The sequence below is a fragment of the Thioalkalivibrio sp. ALJ4 genome (assembly GCF_000377225.1).
Lineage (GTDB): Bacteria > Pseudomonadota > Gammaproteobacteria > Ectothiorhodospirales > Ectothiorhodospiraceae > Thioalkalivibrio.
The window spans coordinates 1-17,989 of sequence record NZ_KB897917.1; the positions used below are offsets into that span (position 1 = coordinate 1).

15 protein-coding genes and 3 tRNA genes are annotated in these 17,989 nt (G+C 65.5%); 6 read left to right on the plus strand and 12 right to left on the minus strand.

What is annotated here, in order from left to right; genetic code table 11:
* The 4 genes from tuf to C936_RS0100020 form a co-directional block, all read right to left on the minus strand.
* Window positions 1–847: elongation factor Tu (gene tuf / locus C936_RS0100005; protein WP_018862856.1), on the minus strand; the 847-nt coding region annotated here is incomplete at its 3' end.
* A 66-nt stretch (window positions 848–913) separates the two neighbouring features.
* Window positions 914–989: transfer RNA gene (locus C936_RS0100010), tRNA-Thr, on the minus strand.
* A gap of 44 nt (window positions 990–1,033) precedes the next feature.
* A tRNA-Gly gene (locus C936_RS0100015) sits at window positions 1,034–1,107 on the minus strand.
* Between the two features lie 56 nt (window positions 1,108–1,163).
* A tRNA-Tyr gene (locus tag C936_RS0100020) sits at window positions 1,164–1,248 on the minus strand.
* Window positions 1,249–1,456: 208 nt separating this feature from the next.
* Here C936_RS0100020 and pilB point away from each other — a divergent pair.
* The 5 genes from pilB (at window position 1,457) to zapD (ending at window position 7,124) form a co-directional block, all read left to right on the plus strand.
* Window positions 1,457–3,175, plus strand: a complete 1,719-nt coding sequence (gene pilB, locus C936_RS0100025) for a type IV-A pilus assembly ATPase PilB (RefSeq protein ID WP_018137562.1) — start codon at window positions 1,457–1,459, stop codon at window positions 3,173–3,175.
* A gap of 51 nt (window positions 3,176–3,226) precedes the next feature.
* Window positions 3,227–4,438 (plus strand): type II secretion system F family protein, encoded by a 1,212-nt coding sequence (locus C936_RS0100030; protein WP_018137561.1) that lies wholly within the window; start codon window positions 3,227–3,229, stop codon window positions 4,436–4,438.
* Between the two features lie 285 nt (window positions 4,439–4,723).
* Window positions 4,724–5,587, plus strand: a complete 864-nt coding sequence (locus tag C936_RS0100035; RefSeq protein ID WP_018174833.1) for an A24 family peptidase — start codon at window positions 4,724–4,726, stop codon at window positions 5,585–5,587.
* 4 nt (window positions 5,588–5,591) lie between these two features.
* Complete coding sequence (coaE, locus tag C936_RS0100040; protein WP_018174834.1) at window positions 5,592–6,203, plus strand: dephospho-CoA kinase; 612 nt, start codon at window positions 5,592–5,594, stop codon at window positions 6,201–6,203.
* 150 nt (window positions 6,204–6,353) lie between these two features.
* Window positions 6,354–7,124 (plus strand): cell division protein ZapD, encoded by a 771-nt coding sequence (zapD, locus tag C936_RS0100045; RefSeq protein WP_018649096.1) that lies wholly within the window; start codon window positions 6,354–6,356, stop codon window positions 7,122–7,124.
* A 22-nt stretch (window positions 7,125–7,146) separates the two neighbouring features.
* On the opposite strand, the gene C936_RS0100050 is transcribed toward zapD, so the two are convergent.
* From C936_RS0100050 to C936_RS0100065, 4 genes are all read right to left on the minus strand, one after another.
* A complete protein-coding gene (locus tag C936_RS0100050) occupies window positions 7,147–8,148 on the minus strand; it encodes a Nudix family hydrolase (RefSeq protein WP_018174835.1) in 1,002 nt (333 codons plus the stop codon).
* Window positions 8,129–9,340, minus strand: coding sequence for a bifunctional glutamate N-acetyltransferase/amino-acid acetyltransferase ArgJ (gene argJ / locus C936_RS0100055; protein ID WP_018174836.1), 1,212 nt, complete (start codon window positions 9,338–9,340; stop codon window positions 8,129–8,131). The genes C936_RS0100050 and argJ overlap by 20 nt, the downstream gene beginning before the upstream one ends.
* 22 nt (window positions 9,341–9,362) lie before the next feature.
* Window positions 9,363–12,149: a preprotein translocase subunit SecA gene (gene secA, locus C936_RS0100060; protein ID WP_018138016.1), complete on the minus strand. Its 2,787-nt coding sequence runs from the start codon at window positions 12,147–12,149 to the stop codon at window positions 9,363–9,365.
* A 115-nt stretch (window positions 12,150–12,264) separates the two neighbouring features.
* Window positions 12,265–13,155 (minus strand): M23 family metallopeptidase, encoded by an 891-nt coding sequence (locus tag C936_RS0100065; RefSeq protein WP_018138015.1) that lies wholly within the window; start codon window positions 13,153–13,155, stop codon window positions 12,265–12,267.
* Between the two features lie 48 nt (window positions 13,156–13,203).
* Between C936_RS0100065 and C936_RS0100070 the strand changes: the two genes are divergently transcribed.
* Window positions 13,204–13,632 (plus strand): DciA family protein, encoded by a 429-nt coding sequence (locus tag C936_RS0100070; protein WP_018174837.1) that lies wholly within the window; start codon window positions 13,204–13,206, stop codon window positions 13,630–13,632.
* A gap of 26 nt (window positions 13,633–13,658) precedes the next feature.
* Here C936_RS0100070 and lpxC read toward each other — a convergent pair whose 3' ends face one another.
* The 4 genes from lpxC to C936_RS0100090 all read right to left on the minus strand — a co-directional run bounded on the left by lpxC (window position 13,659) and on the right by C936_RS0100090 (window position 17,935).
* The gene (gene lpxC / locus C936_RS0100075; RefSeq protein WP_081601195.1) at window positions 13,659–14,582 is read right to left on the minus strand and encodes a UDP-3-O-acyl-N-acetylglucosamine deacetylase; all 924 of its coding nucleotides are present in this window, start codon (window positions 14,580–14,582) and stop codon (window positions 13,659–13,661) included.
* 122 nt (window positions 14,583–14,704) lie between these two features.
* Complete coding sequence (gene ftsZ, locus C936_RS0100080; protein ID WP_018174838.1) at window positions 14,705–15,862, minus strand: cell division protein FtsZ; 1,158 nt, start codon at window positions 15,860–15,862, stop codon at window positions 14,705–14,707.
* Window positions 15,863–15,953: 91 nt separating this feature from the next.
* Window positions 15,954–17,189 (minus strand): cell division protein FtsA, encoded by a 1,236-nt coding sequence (gene ftsA, locus C936_RS0100085; RefSeq protein ID WP_018174839.1) that lies wholly within the window; start codon window positions 17,187–17,189, stop codon window positions 15,954–15,956.
* Window positions 17,190–17,212: 23 nt separating this feature from the next.
* Window positions 17,213–17,935 carry a cell division protein FtsQ/DivIB gene (locus tag C936_RS0100090; RefSeq protein WP_018649097.1) on the minus strand — a complete coding sequence of 241 codons (723 nt, stop codon included), beginning with the start codon at window positions 17,933–17,935 and terminating at the stop codon, window positions 17,213–17,215.
* Window positions 17,936–17,989: the final 54 nt, after the last annotated feature.

A 17,989-nucleotide genomic window follows, 5' to 3' on the forward strand; every position in this document is an offset into this window, starting at 1 on the left:
CACGCAGCAGAATGCCCACGTTGTCGCCCGCTTCGCCCTGGTCCAGCAGCTTGCGGAACATCTCGACACCGGTGACCGTGGTCTTCTGGGTGTCGCGGATACCGACAATCTCGATTTCCTCGCCCACCTTGACCACACCGCGCTCGATACGACCGGTCACCACCGTGCCGCGGCCAGAGATCGAGAACACGTCCTCCACCGGCATCAGGAAGTCGCCGTCCACGGCGCGTTCCGGCTCCGGAATCCAGGTGTCCATCGCTTCGACCAGCTTGTAGATCGCCGGCGCGCCCACTTCGCTCTCGTCACCTTCCAGCGCCTTCAGCGCGGAACCGGTGATCACCGGGGTGTCGTCGCCCGGGAAGTCATAGGAAGACAGCAGGTCGCGCACTTCCATCTCGACCAGCTCGAGCAGCTCGGGGTCGTCGACCATGTCGGCCTTGTTCAGAAACACCACGATGTACGGAACACCGACCTGGCGCGCCAGCAGGATGTGCTCGCGGGTCTGCGGCATCGGGCCATCGGCCGCGGACACCACCAGAATCGCGCCGTCCATCTGCGCCGCACCCGTGATCATGTTCTTCACGTAGTCCGCGTGCCCAGGGCAATCCACATGCGCGTAGTGACGAATGTCGGATTCGTATTCCACGTGCGCCGTGGCAATCGTAATCCCGCGCGCCTTCTCTTCCGGCGCATTGTCGATCTGGTCAAACGCACGGGCTTCACTGCCGTACTTCTTGCCCAGCACCGCCGTCATCGCCGCCGTCAGCGTGGTCTTGCCATGGTCCACATGACCAATCGTCCCCACATTCACATGCGGCTTCTTACGCTCGAACTTTTCCTTGGACATCTCTCGCTTCCCCGGATCGTGACGCTTTCACAAGCGACGCAGGTTGTACGCTGACTTACACAAAATTGGAGCTCATGACCGGATTCGAACCGGTGACCTCTTCCTTACCAAGGAAGTGCTCTACCGACTGAGCTACATGAGCCTGACTTACCTGGCCAGGGCCGGACCCGAACCGTTCGGATCAACTGGAGCGGGTGATGGGAATCGAACCCACATCATCAGCTTGGAAGGCTGAGGTTCTACCATTGAACTACACCCGCAGAACCCTGGCTTGCCGAACCACCGCCCGCTACAGGCCGCTGGCTTGAAAACCCGATGGTGGAGGGAGGAGGATTCGAACCTCCGAAGGCTGAGCCAGCAGATTTACAGTCTGCCCCCGTTGACCGCTTGGGTATCCCTCCTCGATCAAGCCGCGTATTCTGAACCAGCGCGAAGCACAGCGTCAAGCGGGGATTGCATCCCGCTCGCAGATCACGCGGACACGCGCGCGTGTCACTCATTATCTACCTATGATTTCCGGTCATACGGTGCGCCTGACGGTTTCCATTCCACGACAGACGCACGTAGAGTGTGCCTATTCAGGACTTCAAGATTCGCGCGTAGAGGCCCATGCCCAACACGACAACGGCGCCCCGCCTGCCGGGTCTGGCCAAGCGTCTCGTGGACGCCGGCCTGATTGCGGAAGATATCGCTGCCCAGATCGCCGAGGAATCGCGCGCTCAGCAGACCCCTTTGATGCCCCTGCTGGCCAGCAAGGGGCAGGTCTCCGAGGCTCGCCTGGCCGAGGCCGCGGCCGAGGAGTTCGGGCTCCCGGTACTGGATTTGTCGTGCTTTGATCCCGAGCTGCTGCCCAAGGATCACCTGAACGAGAAGCTGATCCAGAAACACCACGCCCTGCCGATCATGCAGCGCGGCAACCGCCTGTATATCGCGGTCTCCGACCCCACCAACCTGGGGGCCACCGACGAGTTCAAGTTCGCTACCGGGATGCCGGTGGAGGCCGTACTGGTCGAGGGGCACAAGCTCGACCGCCTGATCGAAAGCGCCCTGAGCGCTGCCTCGTCGCTGATGGACGATCTGGGCGACGACGACCTGGAGAACCTGGCCATTGAATCGGGTGGCGGCGATGACGGCGACACGTCGGATGCCGGGGACGCGGTGGACGACGCACCCGTGGTGCGCTTCGTCAACAAGGTGCTGATGGACGCCATCAACCGCAAGGCGTCGGACATCCACCTCGAGCCGTTCGAGAAGGATTTCCGCGTGCGCTTTCGTATCGACGGCGTGCTGCACGAGATCGCCCACCCGCCGAACACCCTGGCGCCACGTATCACCGCGCGGGTCAAGGTCATGTCACGCATGGACATCGCGGAGCGGCGGGTCCCGCAGGATGGACGCATCAAGCTGAAGCTCTCGCGCACGCGCGCGATCGATTTTCGTGTCAGCACACTGCCCACGCTGTACGGCGAAAAGATCGTAATGCGTATCCTCGACCCGAGCAGCACCCAGATCGGGATCGATCAGCTCGGCTACGAGGAACACCAGAAGGAGGCCTACCTCCAGGCGCTCAAGCGACCCTACGGGATGATCCTGGTCACCGGCCCGACCGGCTCGGGTAAAACGGTGTCGCTGTACACCGGCCTCGGGATCCTGAACACGGCCGACCGCAACATCTCCACCGCGGAAGACCCCTCGGAAATCAACATGCCCGGGGTCAACCAGGTCAACGTGAACCCGAAGGTCGGGCTGACCTTCGCCAGCGCGCTGCGCGCCTTCCTGCGTCAGGATCCGGACGTGATCATGGTGGGCGAGATCCGCGACCTCGAGACCGCGGAGATCGCGATCAAGGCGGCGCAGACAGGGCACCTGGTGCTCTCCACGCTGCATACCAACGATGCCCCGCAGACCCTGACCCGACTGGCGAACATGGGGGTACCGCCCTACAACATCGCCTCCTCGATCCTGCTGATCATCGCGCAGCGCCTGGCGCGCCGACTGTGCACGAACTGCAAGGAACCGGAGGATCTCCCGGAGGAGGTCCTGCGCAAGGAGGGCTTCACCGACGCCGACATCCAGGCCGGGGTAACGGCGTATCGCGCGGTGGGCTGCGATCAGTGCACCAACGGCTACAAAGGGCGGGTCGGCATCTATCAGGTCATGCCGATCAGCGAAGAGATGCAGCGCGGGATTCTGGAGGGCTACAACTCCATGCAGCTGGCTCAGCAAGCCGCAAAGGAAGGAGTCGAGGATCTGCGCCGCGCCGGCCTGGTAAAGGTTCTGGCGGGGATGACCAGCCTCGAGGAAGTTAACCGCGTGACCAAGGACTAGGGAGACGCCGGAAGGGCTCCGGTTCGGGTCACCAGCACAGGGGGACAGTAGATGGCCGATTCCGGGACAATCTACGCTTGGGAAGGACTGAACAAGAACGGCGACCGGGTCAAGGGCGAGACCCCGGCCGACAGCGAAGCCGTCGCACGCTCCGAACTGCGCAAGAACGGCATCAATGTCGTCAAGATTCGCAAGAAGCCGAAGTCGCTGCTCTCCGGGGGCAAGAAGAAGATCGTCCCCGCGGACATCGCCTACTTCCTGCGGCAGATGACCACGATGCTGCAATCCGGCGTGCCGCTGGTACAGGCCTTCGAGATCGTCGGCCGCGGCAACGAGAAGCCGGCGATGCGCGATCTCGTGCTCAAGCTCAAGGCCGACGTCGAGGGCGGCGAGACCTTCGCCGCGGCGCTGGCCAAGCAACCCAAGTACTTCGATGATCTGGTGGTCAACCTGGTCGAGGCCGGCGAGCAGGCGGGGACGCTCGAGACCCTGCTGGACAAGGTCGCCACCTACAAGGAAAAGACCGAGGCCCTGAAGGCCAAGATCCGCAAGGCCATGTTCTACCCGGCGGCGGTCATTGTGGTCGCAATCGTGGTTACGGCCATCCTGCTGATCTATGTGGTCCCGCAGTTCGAGGCGCTGTTCCAGGGTTTTGGTGCGGACCTGCCGGTCTTCACCCGCATGGTGGTCGACCTCTCGGATTTCGTGCAGTCCTGGTGGTGGCTGATCCTCGCGATCATGGTCGCGATCGGCTTCGCCTTCGTACAGACCCGGCAACGCTCACCCCGGTTTGCGCGTTTTCTCGATATCGCAATCCTGAAGGCCCCGGCCTTCGGTCCGATCCTGCGCAAGGCCGCGATCGCCCGCTTCGCGAGGACGCTGTCCACGATGTTTTCGGCCGGTGTACCGCTGGTCGATGCCCTCACCTCGGTCTCCGGCGCCACGGGCAACGCGCTGTATCGCGAGGCCACGCTGCGCATGCGCGACGAGACCTCGGCCGGGGCACAGCTGCAGTGGTCGATGCGCAATACCGGGGTCTTCCCCAACATGGTCGTGCAGATGGTCGCGATCGGCGAGGAATCCGGCTCGCTGGACTCGATGCTGGCGAAGGTCGCGGACTTCTACGAGGCCGAGGTCGACAACGCCGTGGACAGCCTCTCGAGCCTGCTGGAGCCCCTGATCATGGTCGTACTCGGCGTACTGGTCGGCGGCCTGGTGATCGCGATGTACCTGCCCATCTTCCAGATGGGTCAAGTCATCTAGGGAAGCCCTGACCAATGTACACAGTCGCGTTGGTACCCCAGGTTTTCCGAGACAAGGCGCGCCGTGCAGCGGGTAGTGGTTCTACCCGCAAGCGGCGCAACGCAGGATCGGGGAACCTGGGGTTCCAACCCCACCAATCATTCAATGCAGGGGCTCGGCCGCTTTTGCGCGCGCACGGCGTTGCGGCTCCCTTGTGCAGAATGACTGCACGGCAGTCGCCGCGCCTTGTTCGCACGCAAAAGCGACTCGAGCGCGAGCGTGCACATTGGTCAGGGCTTCCCTAGGATGCTCGGCACGGAAGAACTCCTGCCCCTGTCCTGGGCAATCGCGGTCGCAGCGGTATTCGGGCTGCTGATCGGCAGCTTTCTGAACGTGGTCATCGCCCGGCTGCCGGTGATGCTGGAGCGCGGCTGGAACGCCGAGGCACGCGCAATCCTGGAACAGGAGCCCCCGGCGGACGACACCCCATTCGACCTGCTGCGCCCGCGTTCGCGCTGTCCCCAGTGCGAGCGGCCGATCCGCTCGTACGAGAACATCCCCGTGCTCAGCTTCCTCTGGCTGCGCGGGCGCTGCCCGGGCTGCGGCACGAGCATCAGCTGGCAGTATCCGCTGGTCGAGATCCTCACCGCAGTCCTGTTTGCCCTGACCATCTGGCACTTCGGAGCCGACACGACGGCGCTGCTGGCGCTGATCTTCACCGGCGTTCTGATCGCCGCCGCCGGGATCGACGCGCGCACCACCCTGCTCCCGGACCAGCTGACCCTGCCGTTGCTCTGGCTGGGGCTGCTGGTCAATATCCCGGGCACCTTCACCGATCTGCAGTCGGCCGTGATCGGAGCGGCCGCCGGTTACCTGGTGCTTTGGCTGATCTTTCACGGCTTCCGCCTGGCCACCGGGAAGGAGGGCATGGGGTATGGCGACTTCAAGCTGCTCGCCGCACTGGGCGCATGGCTCGGCTGGCAGGCCCTGCCGGTAATCCTTCTGCTGGCTTCCCTGGTCGGGGCGATCGTCGGCATCCTGCTGATCCTGCTGCGCGGGCGCGACCGCAACATCCCGATCCCGTTCGGGCCGTATCTCGCGGCCGCCGGGTGGCTGGCGCTGATCTGGGGCGATACGCTGGTGGCGTTCTACTTCCCACAGGGGCTCTAGTGTCATGCGGCGGGTCGGACTGACAGGCGGGATTGGCTGCGGCAAGAGCCGCGTCGCCGGGTTGTTTGCCAGCCTGGGGGTACCGGTGCTCGACGCCGACCGGATCACCCGCGAACTGCAAGAGCCGGGACACGACCTGCATGCCGCGATCGTTCAACAGTTCGGACCAGGGGTACTCGATGCGCGGGGGCGCCTGGATCGCGGGGCCCTGCGCACACGTATCTTCGCACAACCCGACGAGCGCAAAGCCCTGGAGGCGCTGGTCCACCCCGCGGTGCACGCAGAACTGGAACGCCGTCTGCGTGATCTGCCAGACACCAACGGCTATGCGCTGATCGTGGTGCCGCTGCTGTTCGAGGCCGGGTGGGAGCATGAGTTCGACCCGGTGATCGTGGTCGACTGCGAGCCGGAGGAACAGCTCGAGCGCGTCACCCATCGCGATGGCCGCACCCCGGCCGAGGTGCAGGCCATCATGGACTGCCAGTTGAGCCCGGACGAGCGCCGCCAGCGCGGCGACCGGGTGATCACGAACGACCGCACGACCACGGACGAGGATCTGCGCCAGCAGGTGTCCGGCCTGCACGATGAGCTGCGAGCCGTAACGGGGCATGGCTAGCCACATGCATCCGGGCCGCAATAAGGGGAGAGATTGCGCACCGACTCCGATTGCTGACAAGGACGGGTGGAAAGTCGCCCCCTGAATACTGGATACTGCCAAGGTCGTGTTGCCCCGCAACACCGAGAACCCAAGCCGGACGGGCCGCCCGTGACCCAATTGCTCACCTTCGAACAACCGCTGCACGAACGCGTGCGACTGCTGTTGCGTCTGGAGGCGCTGGCCCAGCGGTTCGGGGATGCCCTGGAGTCCGGCCGGCCTTTTGACCACCATGAGGCCCTGGTCTCGCTGGTCGACATCTATGCCCTGGTCACCCGCGTCGACATCAAGCGCGAACTGATGGGCGAGATCGAGCGCCAGACTGCCAACCTCAACCGACTCACGCACCAGCCGGGCGTCGACCCGGAGCGGTTCACCGAGACCATGCAGGCGCAGAAACGCCTGCACTCCGCCCTGGAAGAACAGGCCGGGGCGCTGGATCATCGGGTGCGTGGCAACGAATTCTTCAACAGCGTGCGCCAGCGCATGGCGCTACCCGGCGGGGCCTTCGATTTCGACCTGCCGATCTACCATCACTGGCTGGCCCAAAGCTCCCCGGAGCGCACCGCACTACTGCTGGAATGGTTCGAGCCATTGAACACGGTAGCCGAGGCGACCATCCAGGTCCTGTCCTATATGCGCCGCTCCGGGCGCTCGGAGTCCGCCATCGCCGAAGACGGCTATTTCGAACGCAGCCTGGACACGAGCCATGCATGGCAGCTGATCCGGGTCAGTGTCGATCCCGATCTGGGGTACTACCCGGAGATCAGCGCAGGACGCCAGCGCTTCACGGTACGTTTTTTCTCGCCCGAGGATTTCCGCAGCCGCCCCATCCCGGCCGCGCAGGACATCGAATTCCGGCTGTGCTGCTGTGCCCTGTAAGCGAGTTTAACGGATTCACTTCTCAAACCGCCGCTTCACCGGCCTCCATGCCTAGCAACCCCCGGATGGCCGCGATCCCCTGGGCTCCACAGGTCCGCGCCTGATCCAGATCGGACGCACGCATCCCGCCCAGGGCATAAACCGGGACCCCAGCCTCGCGCACCCACGCGGCGAATTGCACCCACCCCATCCCCGGCACGCCGGGATGGGAGGCCGTGGAACACACCGGACTCAGGACGGCAAAATCCAGCCCCAGCCGGGCGGCGGCAGCCAGCCCTTCGGCGCCATGCACCGAAGCCGCCACCAGACCCGAGACCGGGGGGCGTTCGTCCAGCGCACGCCAGCGCCGCTCGGGGAGGTGCCATCCGATACCCGACAGGTCCGCGACCCACTCCCACGGGGCGTTGGCCAGCAGCGGTACCCCGCGAGCGCGGGCAAATCTGTGGAGTGGCTCGACCAAGGCGCGGTAGTCCGCCCGCCCCAATGACGGCGCCCGGACCTGCAGCATCGCGCCGTCCATATCCACCAGCGCTGCCTGGACCTGCTCAACCACGGCCGGGATCTCGGCCCGCACCGCAGGGGATGGCGTAATCAAGTAGCGCTGCGGCAGGACCAGGGCCTGGAACATCGGGTGATTGGCAGCGGGGAAATCCGCGGGGTCCAGGGTGGCCGGGTCGCGCCAGGCCCATTCCTGCCCCTCGCGGCCATGCACCTCGCCGGACCAGTCCGTTACCCGGAACACGCGCAGGGCCACGGAACACTCGGCAAAGTCATGGCGCACAGTCAGACACTGAACCCCGGCGCGCACGACAATCCCCAGCTCTTCGTGCAACTCGCGCACCAGCCCGGCAAAGGCGCTCTCGCCGGCATCGATCTTGCCGCCCGGAAACTCCCAATAGCCAGCCAGGTGCCGGCCGGCCAGACGACGGCTGACCAGCACGCGGCCCTCGGCATCGAGGACCAGCCCCACCGCAACCTCCAGCGGCGGAGTGGTACCGACCGGCTCAGGACCGGTATTCGGCATTGATACGGACGTACTCGTGGGAGAAGTCGCAGGTATACTTGCGGGCCACGGCCTGTCCCCGGCCCAGCGCGATCCGGATCTCGATCTCGTCCTGCGCAAAGGCCTGCTGCCCGGCCGCCTCGGTGTAGTCCGGGGAACGCCCGCCGCCGCGGACGATCTCGACGCCATTGACGGTGATGGCGACCTGCTCGATCACCAGGTCCGCGACGCTGGCGCGGCCGACCGCGGCCAGGATGCGCCCCCAATTGGGGTCGGAAGCGAACAGGGCGGTCTTGACCAGCGGCGACAGGGCCACGGTCTCGGCCACCCGGGCGGCTTCGGCCTCGTCACGGGCCGACTCCACCGCCACGGTCACGAACTTGGTCGCCCCCTCGCCGTCGCGCACGATCGCCTGCGCGAGCTCCAGACACAGATCTCCGAGTGCGCGCATGAAGGTCTCGCGGTCCTCGGCCGTTGCCAGCGTCGCACTACTGGCGCCCGAGGCCATGCAGACGACCGCATCGTTCGTGGAGGTGTCGCCATCCACCGTAATGGCGTTGAAGCTGGCCGCATTCGCTTCGCGCAGCAAAGGCAACAGTTCGGCTTCGGTGATGGCGAGATCGGTCCCGATGAACCCGAGCATCGTGGCCATGTTCGGGTGGATCATCCCGGAGCCCTTGGCGATCCCGGTCAGCGTCACGGTACCGCCCGAGAGCTCGATACGGCGACTGCCGCCCTTGAGCACGGTATCGGTGGTCATGATCGCGCGGCCCGCCTGCATCCAGCCATTCGGTACCAGCGCCGCATGCAGTGTGGGCAGAACCTTGGTGATCCGCTCGACCGGTAGCGGCTCGCCGATCACGCCGGTGGAGAAGGGCAGCACCGCGCGGACATCACCACCGACCACTTCAGCGACCGCCTCGCAGCAGGCCCGCGCAGCGGCCAGCCCCGGCTCCCCCGTTCCCGCATTGGCGTTGCCCGCGTTAATCAACAGCCAGCGGCCAGGGCGCGCGGACTGGTGTTCACGGGCCACGACGACCGGGGCGGCGCAGAAGGCGTTGGTGGTATAGAGCGCGGCAATGGTGGCATCCGCGCCGGCATCGATCAGCACCAGGTCGTCGCGCCCGGCATAGCGGATGCCCGCCGCGGTAGTCGCCAGACGGATACCGGGCACCGGCAGCAATGTGTCCGGTGGTTGCAGCCCAACGGCCATATTCACGTGCTCCCGTATACGTTCAGAGCTTGCCGTGGCACTGCTTGTACTTCTTGCCCGAACCGCACCAGCAGGGCTCGTTGCGGCCGAGCTTGGGGCCCTCGCGACGATAGGGGGTGTCACCACTGGCCACCGGCTCGCGCTCCTCCGCCCCGGCGTCCAGCGCACTGTCCGGGTTCTCGTGCTGGAAGTTCATGTCGGACTCGGCCGGGGCCTTTTTCTTCGGCTGCAGCGCCTCGACCTCTTCGGGCGAGCGCAGCTGGATGCGCAGCAGATACTTGATCACGTCGTGCTTGATGCGTTCCAGCAGGGACTGGAACATCGCGAAGGCTTCCTTCTTGTATTCCTGCTTCGGGTTGCGCTGCGCGTAGCCTCGCAGCCCGATGCCCTGGCGCAGATAGTCCATCGCGGCCAGATGTTCCTTCCACTGGGTATCCAGCACCTGCAGCATCATGTCGCGCTGCAGCCGGTTCATCGTGGTCTCGCCCAGCTGCTCGCGCTTGCCGGCGAGCAGCGTGCGGGCGTGCTCGATGATCCGTTCGCGCAGCGGCTCTTCGTGCAGGTCGTCTTCATCCTCCAGCCACTGCTTCACGGGCAGATCGATCCCGAATTCGCCGTTGAGTGCCTGCTCCAGACCCTCGACGTCCCACTCGTCCTCGATGGAGCCGGGCGGGATGTACTCGCTGATCTGGGCATTGACCACGTCATTGAGCAAGGCCTCGATCGTGTCGCTGATGTCCTCGGTGGTCAGCAACTCGGCGCGCTGTTCGTAGATCACCCGCCGCTGGTCGTTGGCGACGTCGTCGTACTCCAGCAGCTGCTTGCGGATGTCGAAGTTGTGCGCCTCGACCTTGCGCTGGGCATTCTCGATCGCGCGCGAAACCCAGGCATTCTCGATCGCCTCGCCCTCCTTCATGCCCAGGCGTTGCATCAGGCCGCGCACGCGCTCGGAGGCGAACACCCGCATCAGGTTGTCTTCCAGCGAGAGGAAGAAACGGCTGGAGCCCGGGTCACCCTGACGCCCGGAACGGCCGCGCAGCTGGTTGTCGATGCGGCGGGACTCGTGGCGCTCGGAGCCGATGATGTGCAGACCACCGGACTCGAGCACGGCATCGTGGCGCTTCTGCCAGTCCGCCTTGATCTGCTCGCATTTCGCGGTGTCGTCCAGGTCCACTTCGGCCAGCTCGGCGTCCAGCGACCCACCCAGCACGATGTCAGTCCCGCGCCCGGCCATGTTGGTGGCCAGCGTGATCGCGCCCGGGCGTCCGGCGTGGGCAATGATCGCGGCCTCGCGCTCATGCTGCTTGGCGTTGAGCACCTCGAACTTGATCCCGGTCTTTTTCAGCGCCTGGGCCAGGCGCTCGGAGCTTTCCACGGAAGCGGTACCCACCAGTACCGGCTGTTTCCGTTCGACGCACCACTGGATCTCCTTGATGATCGCCTCGTACTTCTCTTCCTGGGTCAGGTAGACAAGATCCTGCATGTCGTCCCGCACCAGCGGCTTGTTGCCGGGCACCACGACAACCTCGAGGCCGTAGATCGTCTGGAACTCGTAGGCCTCGGTGTCCGCAGTACCGGTCATGCCGGCCAGTTTCTCGTACAGGCGGAAGTAGTTCTGGAAGGTAATCGAGGCCAGGGTCTGGTTCTCGCGCTGGATTGGCACGCCTTCCTTCGCCTCGATCGCCTGGTGCAGACCCTCGGACCAGCGCCGACCACCCATGATGCGGCCGGTGAATTCGTCGATGATCTGGACCTTGTTGTCACGCACCAGGTAGTCCACGTCGCGGTGGAACAGGGCGTGGGCGCGCAGCGCGGCATTCAGGTGATGCAGGACCTGGATCGCGCCGGCGTCATACAGGGACTGGTGCTCTTCCAGCAACCCCTCCTCGCGCAGCAACTGCTCGGCCTTCTCGTGCCCATCCTCGCTCAGAAAGACCTGCTTGGCCTTCTCATCGACGTAGTAGTCGCCCTCGCTCTCCTCGTCTTCCTGACGAGTGAGCTGGGGCGGGAGCTTGTTCATCCGCTCGTACAGTTCGGAGCTGTCACCACTGGGACCGGAGATGATCAGCGGGGTCCGCGCCTCGTCGATCAGGATCGAGTCAACCTCGTCGACCACCGCGAAATTGAGACCGCGCTGCACCCGCTGGTCGGCGGAGAACGCCATGTTGTCGCGCAGGTAGTCGAAGCCGAACTCGTTGTTGGTGCCGTAGGTGATATCCGCGGCATAGGCCTCGCGGCGGGTCACCGGACGCAGGTGGTCCATCCCGCCTTCTTCGGCCTTGTACTCGGGGTCGTACAGATACGAGGCGCTGTCCACGCCCAGCCCGCCGGAGGAGTTGACCACGCCAACGCTCAACCCCAGGGCGTGATACAGCCGGCCCATCCACGCGGCATCGCGGCGGGCCAGGTAGTCGTTGACCGTGACCACGTGCACACCATCGCCGGACAGGGCGTTGAGGTAGGTAGGGAGCGTGGCGACCAGGGTCTTGCCTTCACCGGTACGCATCTCGGCGATGCGCCCGTCGTTCAGCACCATGCCACCGATCAGCTGCACGTCAAAATGGCGCATGCCAAGGGCATGCACACTCATGGCTCGGCAGACCGCAAAGGCCTCCGGCAGCAGCTTGTCGATGGACTCGCCGTCCTGGGCGCGCTTGCGCAGCTCCGTGGTCTTGTGTTCCAGCTCCTGGCGCGGCAGGGCCTCGGTGGCTTCCGCGAGGGCGTTCACCTGCTCGACCTGCTTGCGATAGCGCTTGATGATGCGGTCGTTGCGACTGCCGAAGAACTTCTGTACGAGCTGCTTGACCATAGGGATCCGCTTGAGGGGGCTTGTATTAAGAGCCAGCCGTTGTCCGAAACCTATCTAGGATAAACCATCCGCCCACCACCTGCGCGGGGGGCGGGTGCCGGAGAGGGTTTCGGATTCAGTCGTCGCTGGGCAGGAAGTCGTAGGGGTTAACGGCCTGGCCCGCCTTGAGGACTTCGTAGTGCAGGTGCGTATCCGTGGCACGGCCCGTGCGGCCCATGCGCGCAATGGTGTCGCCGGCATCCACGCGCTGCCCCGGCTCCACCAGCAACTCCGAGTTGTGCGCGTAGCGGGTGCGCAGACCACCCCCGTGATCGATCTCGACCATCTTGCCGTAGGCATCGCGCTTGCCCGAGAACACCACGATTCCACCACCCGCGGCCCGGATATCCGAACCATGGCTGCCGGCGAAGTCCATGCCGGAATGGAAGCGCCGGGCGCCGGTAAACGGGTCATTGCGGTACCCAAAGGCCGAGCTGATCCAGGCCTCGTCGTCGACCGGCATCAACTGCGGGCGCAGGGCCTCGCGCGAGGCATCCTCGCGCAGGGTGTCGTCGATCAGGGCCACCGAAGCCTGGTGTCGATGGAGCAGGCGCTCCAGGGCGTAGAGGCGCTCATCCATCGCAATGGGTGAATCCGGGCCCTCCAGTTCGGGGCCACCCTGCCCCCCCATCGCGGGCATCAGCTCGGACAAATCCAGGTCAAGGCTCTCACCCACCGAGCGCATGCGCAGGTCGACGCGGGCGAGCTGGCGTTCGAGGACCACCACCCGTTCGGCCAGGTGTTTCAGGCCCTCGTGCGCAACCTCGCGCTCGGCGGCCTCGATCACCGCCTGGTCGCTTCCCGGTACCACCGGTACCTTGATGACCTCGCGCTGCTGCTGTCCCACCCAGTAGGCGGCGGCGACTGCGGCCACGACCAGGGCGAGCAGGGTGACGGAAAGGACAAGGGTGATGCGAAACGGGAGGCGGGTACAAAGGCCATCCGGTCGTAGTACGATCAGTTGCATGCGTTTCTCAATTACTCTTGTACTGTCGGGCTTCGTGGAGGCACGTCGATGATGCCGCGCCCCGCGAACCGCTTTGTCGCGGCGAATCTGAGCGTCCTCAGCGACCGCGATCGGGAGCTGGAACGCGCCCTCGCCCCACTGGTGGGGGAGGAGCTACAGCGCGGACGCCTGGCGCTGACCCGGCAGGGAGAGACCCTGATCGCGGTCTGCGCCGATCGCCCACTGGCGACCGAGATCCGCTTCCAGCAGCGCGAGCTGCTCAAGACGCTCGCGGCGGCCGGCATCGAAGGCACCACCGAGGTGCGCATTCGACTCGACAGCACGCCACGTGCACCGCAATCCAAACCGGTCGCGGTTCAACGCGAGATCCCGGAGTCGGCCCGCTCGCTACTGATGCAGACCGCGCGCTCGATCGGCGACCCGGAGTTGGCCGGGGCGCTGGAACGCCTGGCGGCGCTACCGCCGCAGGGGCGCTAGCCCCCGCAGCGCAGGACAGGACCGCCCTAACTGCCAGCGATCGTGGGCGCCAGCTGCCCGAAGGAGATCGGCAAGCGCTCCGAGGGGTCCTCGAAGGTGACCTTTTCCCAGGCCGTCTCGTCCGCCGCGAGCTGGCGAATCAGCTGGTTGTTCAGCGCATGCCCGGACTTGTGCCCGGTAAACGCGCCGATCAGGCTGTGCCCCAGCAGGTACAGATCACCGACCACGTCGAGGATCTTGTGTTTGACCAGCTCGTTGTCGTAGCGCAGGCCGTTCTCGTTCAGGATCTTGTAGTCATCGAGCACCACCGCGTTGTCCAGGCTGCCACCCAGCGCCAGCTGGTTGGCGCGCAGGGCCTCGATATCGCGCATGAACCCGAAGGTCCGGGCACGCGAGACCTCCTTCACGAAGGAGGTGGACGAGAAGTCCAGCTCGGCGCGCTGGCTTCCGTCGGTAAACATCGGGTGTTCGAAGTCGATGCAGAAACCGACCTTGAACCCGTCATAGGGGTCGAAGCGCACCCATTTGTCGCCCTCGCGGACTTCCACGCTGCGCTTCACCCGGATGAATTCCTTGGGGGCGTCCTGTTCCTTGAGCCCGGCGGACTGCAACAGGAACACAAACGGTCCGGCACTGCCGTCCATGATCGGGACCTCGGCGGCACTGACATCCACGTGCAGGTTGTCGATGCCCAGCCCCGCGATCGCGGAGAGCAGGTGTTCCACGGTCGAGACGCGCACGTCTCCCTTGACCAGCGTTGTCGACAAACGCGTGTCGCCCACGTTCTCCGCCCGAGCCGGGATCTCGACGACGGGATCCAGATCGCTCCGGTGGAAGACGATCCCGGTATTCACCGGCGCCGGTCGCAGCGTAAGCACGACCTTTTCCCCGGTATGCAGCCCCACGCCTGTGGCCCGGATGCTGTTCTTGAGCGTTCTTTGTCGAATCAACGCGTATAACCTCTTGCTTTTTCAGGTGCAAAGTGGAGCCCGGGGCCCTCCCGGGCTCCTCATGCACACAACGATTACCGCATTATTGCAAGTTTCCGCCCTCCCTGCATGCGGCCCCCTGCTCAGTCGGCTTGTTTGCGCAGAAAGGCCGGGATATCCAGCACATCAATGCCTTGCTGCTGGTTGTAGTCGACCGCGAGGTTGTCCCCGCCGCGACGCTTCACCGTCGGCTGGTCGAGGTCCACCTCGACGTCGGAGCCGACCGCACGCTTGGGCTGGGCATCGACCACACGCACCTGCGGGCGTTCCTGCTGGGCCGCCTGGGCACCGAGGCCGGTGGCCACCAGGGTCACGCGCAGTTCGTCACTCATCTCGGGGTCGATCACGGTACCGACCACCACGGTCGCATCCTCGGACGCCAGGGCTTTCACGGCCTCGCCGACCTCCTCGAACTCGCCGATTCCGACATCCATACCCCCGGTGACGTTCACCAGGATGCCGCGGGCACCGGAGATATCGACATCCTCCAGCAGCGGGCTGGCGATCGCGGCCTCGGCGGCCTGACGCGCACGGTCTTCGCCGGTACCGGTGCCGGTGCCCATCATCGCCATACCCATCTCGCGCATCACGTTGCGCACGTCGGCAAAGTCGACGTTGATCAGGCCGGGACGGGTGATCAGCTCGGCGATCCCCTGCACCGCACCGAACAGCACGTCGTTGGCGGCCTTGAAGGCATCCAGCAGCGTGGTGTTCTTGCCCAGCACGGTCAGCAGCTTCTCGTTCGGGATGGTGATCAGCGAATCGACCTGCTCGGTCAGCGCCTTGATCCCGGACACGGCCACCTGCATGCGCTTCTTGCCCTCGAACGGAAACGGCTTGGTGACCACCGCGACGGTCAGAATGCCCATCTCCTTGGCGATCTGCGCGACGACCGGGGCCGCACCGGTGCCCGTACCGCCACCCATACCGGCGGTAATGAACACCATATCCGCCCCCTGGAGCAGGTCCTGGATGCGCTCGCGGTCTTCCAGGGCCGCCTCGCGCCCGACCGACGGATCGGCCCCGGCACCCAGGCCCTTGGTGATATCGCCACCCAGCTGCAGCAGCGTCTTGGAGTCCAGGCTCTTCAGGGCCTGGGCATCGGTATTGGCGCAGATGAAGTCCACGCCGTCGAGTTGCGAGTGAACCATGTGCTGTACGGCATTGCCGCCACCACCCCCAACGCCAACGACCTTGATCGTGGCGTTCTGGCTAAAGGTATCCATCAGTTCGAACGTCATGGCTGCGTCCTCTCGGTTCGTGTGTACATGTCTGTCGTTTGCCTATGGTCGGAGAGCGGTCCGACCCCCATAAACCCGGTCGCTCTGATCATCAGAGCTGCCCGGAAAACCAGCGCTTCATGCGCGCCCACACACCCTGGAACCCGCTACTTACGGGCCGGGCCTCCTGTTCCGCACGCGACTCGCGGGCGTAGAGCAACAGCCCCACCCCCGTCGCGTGGATCGGGTTCTTCACCACATCCAGGAGCCCGGTGACCCGCTGCGGCACCCCCAGGCGTACGGGCATGTGGAAGACCTCTTCGGCGAGATCCACCACACCTTCCATTCGGGACGAACCGCCGGTGAGCACCACCCCGGCGGCAATCATTTCCTCGGTTCCGCTGCGGCGCAGTTCCGCCTGCACCAGCTGCAGCAGCTCCTCGTAGCGCGGCTCGACCACGGAGGCGAGCGTCTGGCGCGACAGCCGGCGCGCGGCGCGATCACCGACACCGGGGACCTCGATGCTCTCACCCGGGTCGGCCAGCGTGCGCAGCGCGCAGGCGTACTTGATCTTGAGTTCGTCGGCGTACTGGGTCGGCGTGCGCAGGGCGACCGCGATGTCGTTGGTCACCTGATCGCCAGCGATCGGGATGACCGCCGTGTGCATAATCGCGCCGTGGGCAAAGACGGCGATGTCGGTGGTCCCGCCGCCCACGTCGACGAGGCACACCCCCAAATCCTTTTCGTCCTCGCTGAGCACCGAGTAGCTGGAGGCCAGCTGCTCGAGGATGATGTCGTCCACCCGCAGGCCGCAGCGTTCCACGCACTTGACGATATTCTGTGCCGCCGAGACCGCGCCGGTGACCAGGTGCACCTTGGCCTCCAGGCGTACCCCGGACATCCCGATCGGCTCGCGGATGCCCTCCTGCTCGTCGATGATGTATTCCTGCGGCAGCACATGGAGGATGCGCTGATCGGCCGGGATCGCGATCGCGCGGGCAGCATCGATCACCCGGTCGACGTCGCCGGCGACCACCTCTCCGTCCTTGATCGCGACCACGCCGGTGGAGTTGTAGCTCTTGATGTGAGAGCCGGCGATCCCGGTGTAGACCGAATGGATCTCGCAGCCGGCCATCAGCTCGGCCTCCTCGACCGCGCGCTGGATCGACTGGACGGTGGACTCGATGTTCACGACCACGCCCTTCTTCAGCCCGCGCGACGGGGAGGAGCCGATGCCGATGATCTCGATCTCGCCCTCGTCGGTCAGCTCGCCGACGATCGCCTCGATCTTCGAGGTGCCGACATCCAGGCCGACGATCAGTCCGGGTTCCGACTTCTTTGCCATCATCTTTCTGCGTCCTGTCGTTCGTGTCATCGGGCGTTGCCGCCGTTGTTGTCCGCTTCTTCGGCCCAGGCCACAGCCAGACCGTGCGGATAGCGCAGATCCACTCGCGCAATCGGGGCGTCCTCGCGCGCCCTCAGGGCCGGCGCCGCGCGTACCAGCTGGCCCAGCCGGTTCAGATTCACGTCGCGGCCCATCAGGACCTCGGCCCCGTCGGACAGGTGTATGGTCCAGTCATGCCGCTTGCCCTCGTGCACGCCCACCACCTCGAAACCGGCGTCGGCCAGGCGCGCGGAGACCTCCAGGTAGCGGTGCATCAACACCACCTGACGGCCGTCCTCGCCGGCCAGTGCCGGCAGGAAATCCCATTCGGCGAGATCCACCGGCCCGAACAGGCGCCCATGGCGGTCGACCAGGTGGTCGTCGCCCCACTGGGCCACCGGGACCGGCTCGGTCACGTGGATCTCCAGGGTGTCCGGCCAGCGCCGACGCAGTTGTACGCTGTCCACCCAGGGCATCGCCTGCAGCGCCCCGCGCAGCACCTCGAGGTCCGTACCCACGAAACCCGGTGCATGCGCCCGTACCCGCTCGAGAATCACGTCCGTGTCGGCGTGACGCGGCTCGCCGGTAATCTGGATGGAGCCAATCGGCAGATGCTGATCCGGGTCGAAGTGCAGCCACAGGCTGAAGCCCAGCACCAGAGCCCCGGCCAGTCCCATGCCGGCGAGCAGGCGTAGCCCCGGCCCCGTCATGGCCTGCAGCCGCGACGGCCCTGCCGGCCGCCGCGCGGGTCGCGTTGTACGTCG

Excerpts from the sequence above, each read along its gene's own strand:
- pilB (WP_018137562.1), top strand. The coding sequence starts at position 1,457 with ATGCCCAACACGACAACGGCGCCCCGCCTGCCGGGTCTGGCCAAGCGT.
- C936_RS0100030 (WP_018137561.1), top strand. The coding sequence starts at position 3,227 with ATGGCCGATTCCGGGACAATCTACGCTTGGGAAGGACTGAACAAGAAC.
- C936_RS0100035 (WP_018174833.1), top strand. The coding sequence starts at position 4,724 with ATGCTCGGCACGGAAGAACTCCTGCCCCTGTCCTGGGCAATCGCGGTC.
- coaE (WP_018174834.1), top strand. The coding sequence starts at position 5,592 with ATGCGGCGGGTCGGACTGACAGGCGGGATTGGCTGCGGCAAGAGCCGC.
- C936_RS0100050 (WP_018174835.1), bottom strand. The coding sequence starts at position 8,148 with ATGCCGAATACCGGTCCTGAGCCGGTCGGTACCACTCCGCCGCTGGAG.
- argJ (WP_018174836.1), bottom strand. The coding sequence starts at position 9,340 with ATGGCCGTTGGGCTGCAACCACCGGACACATTGCTGCCGGTGCCCGGT.
- secA (WP_018138016.1), bottom strand. The coding sequence starts at position 12,149 with ATGGTCAAGCAGCTCGTACAGAAGTTCTTCGGCAGTCGCAACGACCGC.
- C936_RS0100065 (WP_018138015.1), bottom strand. The coding sequence starts at position 13,155 with ATGCAACTGATCGTACTACGACCGGATGGCCTTTGTACCCGCCTCCCG.
- C936_RS0100070 (WP_018174837.1), top strand. The coding sequence starts at position 13,204 with ATGATGCCGCGCCCCGCGAACCGCTTTGTCGCGGCGAATCTGAGCGTC.
- ftsZ (WP_018174838.1), bottom strand. The coding sequence starts at position 15,862 with ATGACGTTCGAACTGATGGATACCTTTAGCCAGAACGCCACGATCAAG.
- ftsA (WP_018174839.1), bottom strand. The coding sequence starts at position 17,189 with ATGATGGCAAAGAAGTCGGAACCCGGACTGATCGTCGGCCTGGATGTC.
- C936_RS0100090 (WP_018649097.1), bottom strand. The coding sequence starts at position 17,935 with ATGACGGGGCCGGGGCTACGCCTGCTCGCCGGCATGGGACTGGCCGGG.